Annotated in this window: 13 protein-coding genes; 10 read left to right on the top strand and 3 right to left on the bottom strand. The window is 73.5% G+C overall.

Translation table 11 applies throughout. The annotated features are described in order from the left end of the window. Positions 1-89 precede the first annotated feature (89 nt). The 8 genes from CMS_RS11775 (at position 90) to CMS_RS11740 (ending at position 8,620) form a co-directional block, all read left to right on the top strand. Entirely contained in the window at positions 90-1,133 is a 1,044-nt protein-coding gene (locus tag CMS_RS11775) for an ABC transporter permease (RefSeq protein ID WP_012299662.1), read from the top strand. Further along, a complete protein-coding gene (locus CMS_RS11770) occupies positions 1,130-2,053 on the top strand; it encodes an ATP-binding cassette domain-containing protein (RefSeq protein WP_012299661.1) in 924 nt (307 codons plus the stop codon). Before CMS_RS11775 ends, CMS_RS11770 begins: the two co-directional genes overlap by 4 nt. A 53-nt stretch (positions 2,054-2,106) precedes the next feature. Continuing rightward, positions 2,107-2,868: a GntR family transcriptional regulator gene (locus tag CMS_RS11765; RefSeq protein WP_012299660.1), complete on the top strand. Its 762-nt coding sequence runs from the start codon at positions 2,107-2,109 to the stop codon at positions 2,866-2,868. Between the two features lie 318 nt (positions 2,869-3,186). Continuing rightward, positions 3,187-4,923 (top strand): dihydroxyacetone kinase family protein, encoded by a 1,737-nt coding sequence (locus tag CMS_RS11760; RefSeq protein WP_041464658.1) that lies wholly within the window; start codon positions 3,187-3,189, stop codon positions 4,921-4,923. Positions 4,924-4,973: 50 nt separating this feature from the next. Then, positions 4,974-5,435: a ribose-5-phosphate isomerase gene (locus CMS_RS11755; RefSeq protein WP_012299658.1), complete on the top strand. Its 462-nt coding sequence runs from the start codon at positions 4,974-4,976 to the stop codon at positions 5,433-5,435. Between the two features lie 4 nt (positions 5,436-5,439). After that, entirely contained in the window at positions 5,440-6,237 is a 798-nt protein-coding gene (locus tag CMS_RS11750) for a triose-phosphate isomerase family protein (protein WP_041464657.1), read from the top strand. Between the two features lie 15 nt (positions 6,238-6,252). Beyond that, positions 6,253-6,978: a GntR family transcriptional regulator gene (locus CMS_RS11745; protein WP_223842649.1), complete on the top strand. Its 726-nt coding sequence runs from the start codon at positions 6,253-6,255 to the stop codon at positions 6,976-6,978. Between the two features lie 475 nt (positions 6,979-7,453). Beyond that, positions 7,454-8,620, top strand: coding sequence for an IS30-like element ISCmi3 family transposase (locus tag CMS_RS11740; RefSeq protein WP_086935954.1), 1,167 nt, complete (start codon positions 7,454-7,456; stop codon positions 8,618-8,620). Between the two features lie 72 nt (positions 8,621-8,692). Here the strand turns inward: CMS_RS11740 and CMS_RS11735 are convergent, their stop codons facing one another. Beyond that, positions 8,693-10,351, bottom strand: a complete 1,659-nt coding sequence (locus tag CMS_RS11735; protein WP_223842648.1) for a S1C family serine protease — start codon at positions 10,349-10,351, stop codon at positions 8,693-8,695. A 135-nt stretch (positions 10,352-10,486) separates the two neighbouring features. On the opposite strand from CMS_RS11735, the gene CMS_RS11730 reads away from it, so the two are divergent. Together CMS_RS11730 and CMS_RS11725 are read left to right on the top strand one after the other, a co-directional pair. Beyond that, positions 10,487-11,020 carry a TOP6B-like family protein gene (locus CMS_RS11730; RefSeq protein WP_223842647.1) on the top strand — a complete coding sequence of 178 codons (534 nt, stop codon included), beginning with the start codon at positions 10,487-10,489 and terminating at the stop codon, positions 11,018-11,020. Between the two features lie 9 nt (positions 11,021-11,029). Further along, complete coding sequence (locus CMS_RS11725; protein WP_012299653.1) at positions 11,030-12,022, top strand: aldo/keto reductase; 993 nt, start codon at positions 11,030-11,032, stop codon at positions 12,020-12,022. 68 nt (positions 12,023-12,090) lie between these two features. Here the strand turns inward: CMS_RS11725 and CMS_RS11720 are convergent, their stop codons facing one another. Continuing rightward, entirely contained in the window at positions 12,091-12,570 is a 480-nt protein-coding gene (locus CMS_RS11720) for a hypothetical protein (protein ID WP_012299652.1), read from the bottom strand. Between the two features lie 98 nt (positions 12,571-12,668). Continuing rightward, positions 12,669-13,880, bottom strand: coding sequence for an MFS transporter (locus CMS_RS11715; protein WP_012299651.1), 1,212 nt, complete (start codon positions 13,878-13,880; stop codon positions 12,669-12,671). Positions 13,881-13,946 lie beyond the last annotated feature (66 nt).

Genomic DNA, 13,946 nt, shown 5'->3' with positions numbered 1-13,946 from the left:
AGGCGGCCGGGCCGGGCGCACCCGTCGCGCCCGGCCCGCCCTCTCTCCCACCGCACCGCACCGCCCGACGCCCACCGAAGGAGCCCGCGTTGACCACCACGGACATCGTGACGATCGCCACGAGGCCGCGCCTCGAGGACAGGCCGATCCGCAAGATCCTCGCCCGGCCGGAGATCGGCGCCCTCGTGGCCGCCCTCGCCGTGCTGGTGTTCTTCTCCCTCTACACGCCGCAGTTCCTCACCCTCGCCGGCGCGGGCGTGTGGCTCGAGTCGGCATCGACCTTCGGGATCATGGCGGTCGCCGTCGCGATGCTCATGATCGGCGGCGAGTTCGACCTCTCCGCCGGCGTCATGACGGGCTTCTCCGCCCTCGTGGTCGGCATCCTCACGTCGCACTACGGGCTCAGCATCTGGGTCGCGGTGCTCGTCTCGCTCGCGGCGGCCCTCGCGATCGGCGCGCTCAACGGCTTCCTGGTGATGAAGACGGGCCTGCCGAGCTTCATCGTGACGCTCGGCACGTTCTTCGCGCTCGCGGGCGTCGACCTCGCGGTCACGAAGCTCATCACGGGCCAGGTCGCCATCCAGGGCATGACGAAGGTGCCGTCGTACGACGCGATCCAACCGATCTTCGGCTCGTCGCTCGGGATCGGCGGCGGGAACTTCTACGTCTCGGTGCTCTGGTGGTTCCTCGTCGCGGCGGTCGCCACCTGGATCCTGCTGCGCACCCGCGCCGGCAACTGGATCTTCGCGGTCGGCGGCGCCAAGGAGTCCGCCCGCCAGGTGGGCGTGCCGGTGCTCAAGACCAAGATCGGGCTCTTCATGGGCACCGCGGGCGCCGCGTGGCTCGTCGGCATGATCTCGCTGTTCCGCACCTCCACCGTGCAGGCGAACACGGGCGTCGGGCAGGAGTTCATCTACATCATCTGCGCGGTCGTCGGCGGGTGCCTGCTCACGGGCGGCTTCGGCTCGGCCATCGGCGCGGCGCTCGGCGCGCTCATCTACGGCATGGTCTTCCAGGGCATCACCTTCGCCCAGTGGGACACGAACTGGCTGCGCACGATCCTCGGCGTCATGCTGCTGGCCGCCGTGCTGCTGAACAACCTGGTGCGGACGCGGGCGGGAGGCGGACGATGACCGCCGAGACCAGCCCCAGCGCGAGCGCCGCGTCCGAGCCCCTCGCCGGCGCGATCCCCGGAGCGGCCGAGGAGGCCGGCGGGCGCCCCACTCCCCCGCTGCCGCCCGTCGGGACGACCATCCTCGAGGTCCGCGACATCGGGAAGAGCTACGGGGCCGTCAACGCGCTCACGGGCGTCTCGACCGTGGTCGCGGCCGGCCAGGTCACGTGCGTGCTGGGCGACAACGGCGCAGGCAAGTCGACCTTCATCAAGATGCTCGCGGGCGTGCACGCCCCGAGCGAGGGCACGATGCTCCTCGACGGCGAGCCGGTGACGCTCGGATCCCCGCGCGCCGCGCTGCAGGCGGGCATCGCGACCGTCTACCAGGACCTCGCGGTCGTGCCGCTCATGCCGGTGTGGCGGAACTTCTTCCTCGGCTCCGAGATCACGAAGGGCAAGGGCCCGTTCCGCCGGCTCGACGTGAAGGCCATGAAGGCCGTCACGCACGAGCAGCTCGCGCAGATGGGCATCGACCTCCGCGACGTCGACCAGCCCATCGGCACCCTGTCCGGCGGCGAGCGCCAGTGCGTCGCGATCGCCCGCGCGGTGCACTTCGGCGCCCGCGTGCTGATCCTCGACGAGCCGACCGCGGCCCTCGGCGTCAAGCAGTCCGGCGTCGTGCTGCGGTACATCGCGCGCTCGCGCGACCGCGGCCTCGGCGTGGTCTTCATCACGCACAACCCGCACCACGCGTTCCCGGTGGGCGACCGGTTCCTGCTGCTCAACCGCGGATCCAGCCTCGGCACCTTCGAGAAGGACGAGATCACGCTCGGCGAGCTGACGAGCCTCATGGCCGGCGGCGCCGAGCTCGACTCGCTGGCGCACGAGCTCGCGCGCGACCCGGGCCCGGACGGGGGCCGGGCGGCGGCGGACCGCTGAACCGCCGCATGCCAGGATGAGGCGTTGACCTGACCTACGAGGGAGCGATCGACGTGACGCAACCGGAGCAGATCCTGCCCCCCGACCTGTTCCTCGCGCTCGACCGCTCGGGCCCGGTGCCCCTCTACTACCAGGTGGCCAACCTGCTGGAGACGGCGATCCACGACGGCACGCTGCCAGCGGGCGCGCGGCTCGAGAACGAGATCGCGCTCGGCAACCGGCTCGGCCTCTCGCGCCCGACCATCCGCCGGGCCATCCAGGACCTCGTCGACAAGGGTCTGCTCGTGCGCCGCCGCGGCATCGGCACGCAGGTCGTGCACGGCCGGGTCACGCGCAACGTCGAGCTCACGAGCCTCTACGAGGACCTCGAGCGGCAGGGCCAGGCACCCGCCACCACGATGCTGTCGTCGTCGCGCGGCGAGGCCGACGAGAAGGTCGCGGAGGCGCTCGGCGTCGCGGTCGGCAGCCCCGTGCTCCACCTCACCCGGCTCCGCACGGCCGACGGCGTGCCGCTCGCGATCCTCGACAACGTGCTGCCCGAGCCGTTCGTCGACCTGGATCCGGACGAGCTCGCCACCCACGGGCTCTACCAGCTGCTGCGCGGACGCGGCGTGATCATGCGGGTCGCCAAGCAGCGCATCGGCGCCCGCGCGGCCACCGCATCCGAGGCGCGACTGCTCGACCTGCCGCGCGGAGGCGCCGTGCTCACCATGTCGCGCACGGCGTTCGACAGCTCGGGCCGCGCCGTGGAGTACGGCCAGCACTGCTACCGCCCGGACCTCTACTCGTTCGAGATCACGCTCGTCGACCGGTAGCACCTAGCCGTTCGGGCACGGAGAGGTCAAGGGGTCGGGCCGGATCCGGCACGATGGCGTGATCCTCAATACCGTCATCACGAGGATCGTGTACCCGCACATACCCGAAGCGATCCGTCGCCACCCCATCCCCCGTGGGTCGTGGCGACGGTGACGCACCCGAAGCGGGCCCGAAAGCCGCCGCGGGAGGAGCCCGGGACGACGCGCGACCCCCGCGTCGGCCCGGGCTCCGTCGTGTCCGGGCGACCTCTGACCATGGTGGGAGGATCCAATATCCTATAGGATCTCCTCACGTGCTCGATGAGGAGGACACCACGGATGACCCGGCTCTGGAACGACCCCGCGGACTTCGCCGACGACATGACGGCGGGCTTCGTCCGCGCCAACGGCCGGTGGGTCCGGCGCGTGCACGGCGGGGTCTCCCGCTCCACCCGCTCGGCTGAGCCCGAGGTCGCGGTCGTCATCGGCGGCGGCTCCGGCCACTACCCCGCATTCGGCGGGCTCGTCGGCCCCGGGCTCGCGCACGGCGCGGCGATGGGCAACCTCTTCGCGTCGCCGTCGGCGCACCAGGTCGAGTCGGTGATCCGCTCGAGCGAGCAGGGCCGGGGCGCCCTCCTCCTCTACGGCAACTACGCCGGCGACGTGCTGCACTTCGACGACGCGCAGGAGCGTGTGCGCGGCGACGGGATCGACTGCCGCACGGTCGTCGTGACGGACGACATCTTCAGCGCGTCGCCCGACGAGCAGGCGAAGCGCCGCGGCATCGCGGGCGATCTCACCGTGTTCAAGGCAGCCGGCGCCGCATCCGCCGCGGGCTACGACCTCGACGACACCGAGCGCGTGGCCCGCCTCGCGAACGCGCGCACCCGCTCGATGGGCGTCGCCTTCACGGGCTGCACGCTGCCGGGCGCGGACGAGCCGCTGTTCTCGGTGCCGGAGGGGCGCATGGCGATCGGGCTCGGGATCCACGGCGAGCCCGGCATCGACGAGACCGACATCCCGACCGCCGACGGCCTGGCCGAGCTGTTCGTGACGCAGCTGCTCGCCGACGCCGAGGTGCCCGACGGGGTCGAGGTGCGCGGCGCGCGCGTCGTGCCCGTGCTCAACGGCCTCGGATCCGTGAAGGCCGAGGAGCTCTTCGTCGTGTTCACGCGCGTCGCGGACCTGCTCGAGGAGGCGGGCGTCACCCTCGTGGATCCGCAGGTCGGCGAGTTCTGCACCAGCTTCGACATGGCGGGCGCATCCCTCACGCTGTTCTGGCTCGACGAGGAGCTGGAGCGGCTGTGGACGGCGCCCGCCGACACCCCGGCCTTCCGCAGCGGCGCGTTCGACGGATCCGCGCTCCAGCCGGTCGACGCGCGCGAGGACGACGAGGTCGACGCCGCCATCCCCGACGCGACCGACGCGTCCCGGCAGGCCGCCGCGCGCATCGCCGCGGCGCTGGACGCCGTGCACGCGGTCGTCGCGGAGCACGCTGACGAGCTGGGCCGCCTCGACGCGGTCGCGGGCGACGGGGACCACGGCATCGGGATGCTGCGCGGATCCCGCGCCGCCTCGGAGCGCGCGACCGCGGCCGTCGCGCAGGGCGCCGGCGCCCGCACCGTCCTCCGGCTCGCGGGCGACGCCTGGTCCGACAAGGGCGGCGGCACGTCGGGCGCGCTGTGGGGGCTCATCCTGCAGGCGGTCGGCGACGCGCTCGACGACGCAGACGCGGATCCCGTCACCGCCGACGCGGTCGCCCGGGGCGTCGGCGACGCCCGTGATGCCGTCATCGGCCACGGCAAAGCCGCGCTCGCCGACAAGACGATGGTGGACGCGCTCGTGCCGTTCGCCGAGGCGCTCGCCGAGCGGGTCGGATCCGGCAGCCCGCTCGACGACGCCTGGGCCTCCGCCAGCGACGCCGCGCAGGAGGCCGCCGACGCGACCGCCGCCATGAAGCCCGGCATCGGGCGCGCCCGGTCGCATGGCGAGCGCTCGGTCGGCACGGCGGACCCGGGAGCCGTGTCGCTCGCGCTCATCGCCGCGGCCGTCGGCCGCACCATCGCCGACCGGTGAGATCCACCGGCACCCATCAGCACGACCACCAGCACCCACAGGAGGACCGGATGACCAGGACATGGCGCATCGTCGTCGGCGCGGACGACGCGGGCTACGACCACAAGGAGGCGATCAAGGCCGACCTCGAGGCGAGCGGCCTGGTCGCCTCGGTGGTGGACGTGGGCGTCGACGCCGACGGCCACACCGCCTACCCCACCGTCGCGACCACGGCGGCCGAGATGGTCGCGCGCGGCGAGGCTGACCGGGCCGTGCTGATCTGCGGCACGGGCCTCGGCATGGCGATCGCGGCGAACAAGGTCGCCGGCGTCCGCGCCGTCACCGCGCACGACGGCTTCTCGGTGGAGCGGAGCGTGCTCTCCAACGACGCGCAGGTGCTCTGCATGGGGCAGCGCGTCGTCGGGCTCGAGCTCGCGCGGCGGAACGTGCGCGAGTGGCTGACGTACGAGTTCGACACGTCGAGCCCGTCGAACGACAAGGTCGACGAGATCCGCGCGTACGAGGCGAAGTAGGGCCGTGCCCGCGCAGCCGGCCGTGATCGGCGTCAGCCTGAAGATGTACCTCGGGCACGCCGAGACGCTCGCGTGGTGCGAGGCCGTCGCGGCCATCGCGCGCACGCACCCGGCGACGACGCGCGGCGAGGCCGAGCTCGTGGTGCTGCCGTCGTACCTGTCGGTGCCGGCCGCTGTCGGCATCCTCGACGGGGTCGCCGCCGTGGGCGCGCAGGATCTCGCGGCCGACGACGCCGGCGCATCCACGGGCGAGGTGTCCGGCGGGCAGATCCGGGAGCTCGGCGCGACGTTCGTCGAGGTCGGCCACGCCGAGCGGCGACGGCTCTTCGGCGAGACGGACGAGGTCGTGCGGCGGAAGGCCGACCGGGCCCTGGCGTCCGGTCTGGTGCCCCTCCTCTGCGTCGGCGAGGAGGACCGGCGGGCTCCCGCCGACGCGGCCCGGGAGTGCATCCGCCAGCTCGACGACGCGCTCGCCCTGGCCGCTGGTCGCGGGCACGGCGGCCGGATCGTGGTCGCCTACGAGCCGCAGTGGGCGATCGGCGCCGCCGAGCCCGCCTCCGACGCGCACATCCGCGCGGTCGGCCGGGAGCTGCGCGCGCACGTACGGTCCCACTCCGCGCACCCAGGATCCGCGGTCGTCTACGGCGGCAGCGCCGGCCCCGGCCTCCTCACCCGCATCGGCGACGACGTGGACGGCCTCTTCCTCGGCCGCTTCGCGCACGACCCCCGCGCGGTCGCGGCGATCCTCGACGAGGTGCACGCGCGCGCGGCGGCCGGTCCGGCGGCCGGCGCCTCCCGCTGACGGCAGACTGTCCTGGTGACCACCGGCCTCCCGCTCGACGCGACCTCGATGCCCGCGCGGCAGGGCCTGCGCGACCGCGTCTACGACCTCGTGCTCGACATGCTCATGGGATCCCAGATGGAGCCGGGCTCCCGCCTCGCCATCGACCAGATCGCGCGCGACCTGCACGTGTCCCCCACTCCCGTCCGCGAGGCGCTGGTGCAGCTGGAGCGCACGGGGCTCGTCGCGCGCGAGGCACACAAGGGCTACCGGGTCGCGCCGCCCATCGCGGGCGAGCAGCTCGAGGCGCTGTTCGACGCGCGCATCGTGCTGGAGGGCGGGGCGACGGCGCTGGCCGCCGCGGATCCGACGCGCCTGGTGCCCGCGCTCGAGGACGCCCTCGCGGCGCACGAGGAGACGACCCGACGGGTGCGCGCGGCGACGGGCGACGGCGAGATGCCCGTCGGCCTCATCCGCGAGTACTTCGTCGTCGACTGGGACTTCCACCACCGGATCTTCGAGGCCACGGGCAATCCCTTCCTCCTCGACATGTCGGAGGCGATCTCCACCCGCGTGCACCGCATGCGCCAGACGATGCGCACGGGCGTCCACGACGCGGACGACGCCGTGCACGAGCACCGGGCGGTCATCGACGCGGTCGCCGAGGGCCCCGAGGCCGCGGCGGCGGCGATGCGGGAGCACATCGAGCGCGTGCGGGAGCGGTCGCGGCGCGACGCGGACGACGCCGCCGTCCGCGAGTAGGGTCGCACCTCCGTCGGCCATCCGGGCCGACGCGCCATCGATCGGAGCACCATGAGCGGCACGCCCTCCCCCACGCCCGAGCACGACGAGACGACGGATCCCGCGGAGGTGGACCCGGAGACCGGGACCGACGCGGAGGACAAGCCGGTCGAGAACCCCTCCGGCTGACGCCCCGCTCCGGCGGACGGCCGCCGGGCATGACGAAGGCCCCCCGCGATGGCGGATTCTCGTGGTCCCCGCAACACCCTGAGTTCAGGGGGTTGCGGGGATCGTGGTTTCGGGTGAGTTGCGGCGGGAGTTCTTCGAGGTACTGGACCGGGTCGATGGCAGCATCACGGCTGCTGCGGCTGTGGTCGGGGTGAGTCGGAACACCGCGTACGGGTGGGCGCGCACGGCTGGTGTGCGTGGGCGCGGGAAGTCCGGTACAGCGGGGCATCCAGGGCGTGGCGAGTACGAGCGGCTCCGCGTGGAGGGGATGTCCCGGCGGGTAGCCGCGTCGCGGGTCGGTGTGCATGAGCGCACTGCGCAGGACTGGGACCGCGGCTGGATGAAGCGGGGCAGTGTTCGGATTCATGCTGATGGTCGGCGGATCGAGTACAACACCGGGATGGCTACGGTCACGGGACCGCGTCTGCCCGCTGTCGACGCTGTTCTGCATCCGCGGTTCCTGACCGTGATCGAGCGGGAGACGATCGCGGATCTGCGCCGTCAGGACCTGTCGCTGCGCGCGATCGGGCGGGTTCTGGGTCGGCCGGCATCGACGATCAAACGCGAGCTCGATGCCCGCACGGTCGCGGGGACCTACCAGCCCCACGCGGCGCACCGGGCCTGGGCAGCGAGCCGCTCTCGTCCGAAGCGGGCGAAGCTCGCTCAGGACGGGCCGCTGCGGGACTACGTCGCACGCAAGCTGATGCTGCGCTGGTCACCGGAGCAGATCTCCCGCCTGCTGGTTCGGGAGTTCCCGGGCGAGGAGAGTATGCGGGTGAGCACGGAGACGATCTACCAAGCGATCTACGTCCAGGCCCGCGGCGGACTGCGCCGCGAAGTCGCCGACGCGTTACGCACCGGCCGCACCCGCCGCAGACCCCGCACCCGCCCAGAGCATCGCACTCAACGGTTCGTGGACCCGATGGTCATGATCGCTGACCGGCCCGCGGAGATCGAGGACCGGGCAGTCCCTGGGCATTGGGAGGGTGATCTGATCGTCGGCACGAGCTCACAGTCCGCGATCGTGACTCTGGTCGAACGCACCACCCGCTACGTCATGCTCGGCCATCTCCCCGGCGGGCATACCGCCGAGGAAGTCCGTGACGTGCTCGTGCCCTTGATCAGCACCCTGCCTGCACACCTACGTGGATCGTTGACCTGGGACCAGGGCGCTGAGATGGCGAGCCACCGCCAGATCAGCATCCAGGCCGGAATCCCGGTCTATTTCTGCGATCCGCACTCACCCTGGCAACGCGGCAGCAACGAGAACACCAACGGACTCCTGCGCCAGTACTTCCCTAAGGGCACCGATCTCGCCGCCCATACCTCCGCCGACCTCGAACATGTCGCTCAGCAGCTCAACGGCCGACCACGCAAAACGCTCGACTGGGACACCCCAGCCGAGCGAATGCGTGCTCTACTGACAACCATCTAAATCATCAGGTGTTGCGACGACCACGAGAATCCGCCGCGATGCGGGACGGGCCGTCTTCCGTCAAGGAGCGGATCAGCTCACGGGGCCCTCGGTGAGGGTCACGGCGCCGGTCTTGGCGGCGCCGGCGGCGGTGGTCCAGCCGAGGGTCACCGACTCGCCGGGCTTGTGGGCGGAGATCGCGGCGCTGAGCTCGGAGGCCGAGGCGACGGCCTTCCCGTCGACCGAAGTCACGACGTCGCCCTGCGCGAGACCGGCCTTCGCGGCGCCGGATCCGTCGACGACGCCCTGCACGGGAGCGCCCGCCACGGTGCCCTGCCCGTTCGCGAGCAGCACGCCGAGGAACGCCGGGTAGCCGATCTTCACGGTGCCGGACTCGACGCCGCTCTCGATCTGCTTCGCGATGCCCATGGCCTTCTCGATCGGGATCGCGAAGCCCGCGATCTGCGCGGATCCGGAGGACGCCGCCGTGTCGATTCCGACGACCTCGTTCTCCGTGTCCACGAGCGGCCCGCCCGAGTCGCCCGAGACGATCGGCGCGTCCGTCTGGATCAGGTCGGTGAGCGTCTCGCCGGCGGCCGTGCCCTCGGACTGGGTGGTGATGCTCTGGCCGGTCGCCGTGACCTGTCCGGTCGCGGCGGTCAGCGTGCCCGTGCCGCCCGCGTTGCCCACGCCCGTAACGGCCTCGCCGACCTGGACGCCGTCGCTGTCGAGCTTCGCCGGGGTGAGGCCCGACGCGCCCTCGAGCTTCAGCACGGCGACGTCGTTCGTGGCGTCGGTGCCGACGACCTTCCCGACGTAGGCCTTGCCGGTTGACTCGACCGTGACGCGGATGCTGGTGGCGCCGCTGACGACGTGGTTGTTGGTGAGGATCGTGCCGTCGGACGACAGGATGATGCCCGTGCCCGCCCCGGCCGCGTTCTCGTACGTGAGGGCGGAGTCGATGGTGACGACGCCGGACTTCTGCGTGGTCGTCGCCTCGGGCGAGGTGACCGACGTGCCGGTGCCGGACTGCGTGCCGGATCCCGACCCGGAGCCGCGGCCGGATCCCTGCCCGGGCACCGTGGTCGTGCCGCGGCCGAAGCCCTGGCCCGGCGTGAAGGAGCCCGGGTCCTGGATCTGCGTGCTCCCGGCCTGCGAGGTCGAGCGGCCGAGGTCGGCCATGAAGCCCACCGCGGTGCCGCTGCCGAAGGAGAGGAGGAGCGCGAGGGCGGACGCCCCGGCGATGAGGCCCGTGCGGAGGCCGCGGCGCATGCGCTTCGGCGGGACGGGGTTGCCCGCCGCGTCGACGTGGAGGGGGCGGCCGAACGCGTCGGTGGCGGGGGCCGGCCACGGCGATCCGGCGGGGTGGCCGCCCGCGGGCATCGCGGTGGCGTGGGCGGCGGTCTGCTGCTGGGCGGTGGGGGCGCCGGCGCCGACCGCGGGGCCGGCGGCGCCGTGCGCGGCGGTCGGGGTGGTCCAGGCGGGGGGCGCGGGGGGCGCGGGGGCCGCGGTAGCTGCGGGTGCGGCGGGACCGCCGGTCGCGGGACCGGTGGGCGCCGGCCAGCCGGGCGGCGCGGTCGCGGGCGATCCGTCGGCCGCGGCCGGAGCGGCCGGAGCGGCCGGAGCGGCCGGAGCCGCGGGAGCCGCGGGGGTGGTCTCGGCGGCGGTCGGCGTGGCGGCGGCGGTCGAGCGGGTGTCGTCGGTGGGGGCCTCGTCCGGACGTCCGGTCGGCTCCTGGGGTGTCTCGTTCATGACGGGTCCTTCGTGTCTCGGGTGGCCCGGTGGGGGCCATGGGGAGATCACACCCGGCGACCCTATGAGCACCCCATGACGCGCACGAGCGTCCGCCAAGCATCCTGGGCCCGGCCCGGGCGTAGCCTGACCGGCATGACGCGGAGGTCGGACGGAGACGGTGAGCCGACCGGCGTGGATCCGCGCTTCGACCCGGCGTTCCAGCGGGCCGCGGGTCCCGGGCCGCATCCGCCGCAGGATCCGCAGGCGGGCGCCGCCGCCCCCGGGTCGGATTCGCCCACCGGAGAGCCGCGGTCGCAGCCGCAGCGGACACGCGAGACGACCGAATCGCGGGCACCCGCGACCGACCGCCCCGCCCTCGCCGGCTGGCTCGCACCCGTGCTCTGGATCCTCGCCGTCGCCTTCCCCGCCGCCGGCCTCGGCCTGCGCGCGCTCGCCGCCGGGATCGCGACCTCGATGCCGTACTCGAGCTTCGGCGACCCGCTGGGGCAGCGCTGGCTCCTCGACGCCGTGCCCCTGCTCGTCACCCTGGCGCCCGGCGTCGTCGCGGGCGGCCCGATGGCCGTGATCGCGGCGCTCGCCGTGCACGCCACGCGCCGCCGGTCCGCCCGGGCCGCGACGGACGACCCCGGCGCCGGCGACCGCGAGGCCGGCGACCTGCGCGCGTAGGCTCGATGCATGGAGCAGAGAAGCCTCGGCAGGACCCATCGGAACGTCTCGGTCATCGGACTCGGGACATGGCAGCTCGGCGGGGACTGGGGTGACGTGGCGGAGGACGACGCGCTCGCCGTGCTCGACGCCGCGGCCGTTGCGGGCATCACCTTCTTCGACACGGCCGACGTCTACGGCGACGGACGCAGCGAGACGATCATCGGATCCTGGCTCCGCGCGCACCCCGATTCCGGCGTCACGGTCGCGACCAAGATGGGCCGCCGCGACGCGCAGGATCCCGCGAACTTCACCCTCGACCGCTTCCGCGAGTGGACCGACCGCTCGCGCCGGAACCTCGGCGTCGAGACGCTCGACCTCGTGCAGCTCCACTGCCCGCCCACGCCCGTGTTCTCGAGCGACCGCGTCTACGACGCCCTCGACGAGCTCGTCGCCGACGGCGCCATCGCGTCCTACGGCGTGAGCGTCGAGACGACCGACGAGGCCCTCCTCGCCATCGCGCGCCCCGGCGTCGCGAGCGTGCAGATCATCCTCAACGCGTTCCGCCTCAAGCCCCTCGACCGCGTGCTGCCGGCCGCAGTCGAGGCGGGCGTCGGGATCATCGCCCGCGTGCCGCTCGCGTCCGGACTGCTCAGCGGCCGCTACACCGCGGACACCACCTTCGCCGAGACGGACCACCGCAACTTCAACCGCGGGGGCGCCGCGTTCGACGTGGGGGAGACCTTCTCGGGCGTCGACTACGACGACGGCGTCGCCGCGGCCCGCGAGTTCGCGGCCGCCGCGCACGAGGCCGCGCCCGACCTCACGCCCGCGCAGGTCGCGCTCGCGTGGATCGTGCAGCGCGAGGGCGTCTCCACGGTGATCCCCGGAGCCCGCAACGCGGAGCAGGCCCAGGCGAACGCGCGCGCCGGCGACGCCCCCGCGCTCGGCGAGGTCTTCGAGCGCCAGGTGGCGGACGTCTACGACCGGTACTTCCGCGCGGCGGTCCACCCGCGCTGGTAGTCCCGCCCGGACGCGCCACGGCCCCGGTCAGCTCATCGCTGGCCGGGGCCGTGGTCCGTGCGGATGCGCTACTGCAGCGAGTCGCAGGCGCTCGACATCTGCGTCTTCAGCTCGTCGCTGATCGGCTGGCCGACGCCCGGCGCGAGCTGGTCGGCGAGGGCCGTGATCTGCTGGCCGGCCGCGGCGGCGCCGCTCTCGGTGGACGCGGAGATCTCGGTGCCGAGGTCACGGAACGCCTGGACGTCCGACTCCTCGAGCGTCGACTTGTCCTTGAGGCCGCACGCGATGTCGCGGGTCTTCGCGGCGATGGCATCACGGGATCCGGGGGCCGCGGCATCGCCGGAACCGGCGTCGCCCTCGGTGGTCGCCTCGGGCGTGGGGCTCGCGGCCTCGGCGGAGGCGGAGGCGGATGCGGACGGGGTCGGCGTCACGGCGTCGTCGGCCGCAGGCGAGCTGCACCCGGCGAGCGTCAGCCCGAGGACGAGGCCGAGGCCCGCGATCCCGGCCCGCAGGCGGCGCGTGGTCAGAGGGGTCTGCTGAGAGGTCATGGCCTCACACTATCCAGCGCAGCGGGTGCTTATTCCGCGGGGGCGGAGACTCTGAGGCGCGATCCGGCGCGACCCGGGCGTGGCGTCGATGGCGGCCCTCAGGTCATGACCGGGACGGGCTCCGTGTCCGGGATGGGGCCGGCGTCGCGACCGCGCAGGTCCGGGCTGTGCCGGTGGAAGACGGCGGCGATGGCCGCGCCGACCGCGAGGAGCGCCGCCGCGACGACGAACGCGCCCTGCGCGCCCTGCGCGTCGATGACGAAGCCGGCGGCGGCGGATCCGAGCGCGGCGCCGATGAGCTGGCCGGTGCCGACCCAGCCGTACGCCTCCGCCGTGTCGCTGAACCGCACCGACGAGGAGACGACCGCGAACAGCACCGCGAGGGCGGGCGCGATGCCCACTCCCGCGAGGAAGAGGAACACCGACAGCCAGACGACGTTCATCGACACGGCGGCGACGGCGGTGCCGGCGAGGATGATCGCCATGCGCCGCGCCATCGCCCACGGGCTGATGGGGATGTGGCCGAGCGAGAGGCCGCCGATGAGCGAGCCGACCGCGAAGATCGCGAGCACGATCCCGGCCTCCGGGCCGCCGTGCCCGAAGACCGCGACGACGCCCGCCTCGATGGCCGCGCACGCCGCGATGAGGAGGAAGCCGACGACGGTGCTCAGCAGCACGGGCGGCCGCCCGAGCACCACGCCGAACCGGCGCTTGCTGCGGGGGATGCGCACGCGGCCGAGCTCGGGGGAGGAGATAAACCACGCGCCGCCGCCGACGAGGAAGGCCGCGGCGACGAGGATCCCGGCGCTCGTGTCCACCTGGATCGCGAGGAACGTGGCGATGACCGGCCCGAGCACCCAGATGATCTCCTGGGCCGACGCGTCGAGGGAGAACAGGGGCGTGAGCTGCTTCGAGTTGACCATCTTCGGGTAGATGGTGCGGACCGCCGGCTGCACGGGCGGGTTCGCGAGGCCGGCGACGAGGCCGAGCGCCATGAACACGGGGACGGACGTGCCGGCGTCGCCGAGCGCCACCGCGACGACGGCCACGGTGCAGACGATGGACGTGAGGATGAGGACGGGGCGCATTCCCCACACGCCCATCCACCGGCTGGTGAGGGGGCCGGCGATGGCCTGGCCGATGCTCGTCGCGGCGAGCACGAGGCCGGCCGCGCCGTAGGACTCGTGGATCCGCTCGACGTGCATCAGGAACGCCAGCGACAGCATGCCGCCGGGGAAGCGCGCCACGAGCTGGGCGGCGATGATCCGGCCCATGCCGCGGGTCTTGAGGAGGCTTCCGTACGTGCTCACGAGGGTCAGATCCTACCGGCCGGGAGGACTCCTCCCGCTGCTCCGGGCGGGAGCGGACAGCGATGT

Origin of the sequence: Clavibacter sepedonicus (assembly GCF_000069225.1) — a bacterium.
Lineage (GTDB): Bacteria > Actinomycetota > Actinomycetes > Actinomycetales > Microbacteriaceae > Clavibacter > Clavibacter sepedonicus.
The sequence above is the reverse complement of the archived record's forward strand: the minus strand, read 5'-3'. Positions and strand labels throughout refer to the sequence as shown.

What these genes read in the sequence shown, in the direction of transcription:
- CMS_RS11730 (WP_223842647.1), top strand. Translation starts at nt 10,487, where the DNA reads ATGACGCGGAGGTCGGACGGAGACGGTGAGCCGACCGGCGTGGATCCG.
- CMS_RS11720 (WP_012299652.1), bottom strand. Translation starts at nt 12,570, where the DNA reads ATGACCTCTCAGCAGACCCCTCTGACCACGCGCCGCCTGCGGGCCGGG.
- CMS_RS11725 (WP_012299653.1), top strand. Translation starts at nt 11,030, where the DNA reads ATGGAGCAGAGAAGCCTCGGCAGGACCCATCGGAACGTCTCGGTCATC.
- CMS_RS11740 (WP_086935954.1), top strand. Translation starts at nt 7,454, where the DNA reads ATGTCCCGGCGGGTAGCCGCGTCGCGGGTCGGTGTGCATGAGCGCACT.
- CMS_RS11770 (WP_012299661.1), top strand. Translation starts at nt 1,130, where the DNA reads ATGACCGCCGAGACCAGCCCCAGCGCGAGCGCCGCGTCCGAGCCCCTC.
- CMS_RS11735 (WP_223842648.1), bottom strand. Translation starts at nt 10,351, where the DNA reads ATGAACGAGACACCCCAGGAGCCGACCGGACGTCCGGACGAGGCCCCC.
- CMS_RS11760 (WP_041464658.1), top strand. Translation starts at nt 3,187, where the DNA reads ATGACCCGGCTCTGGAACGACCCCGCGGACTTCGCCGACGACATGACG.
- CMS_RS11755 (WP_012299658.1), top strand. Translation starts at nt 4,974, where the DNA reads ATGACCAGGACATGGCGCATCGTCGTCGGCGCGGACGACGCGGGCTAC.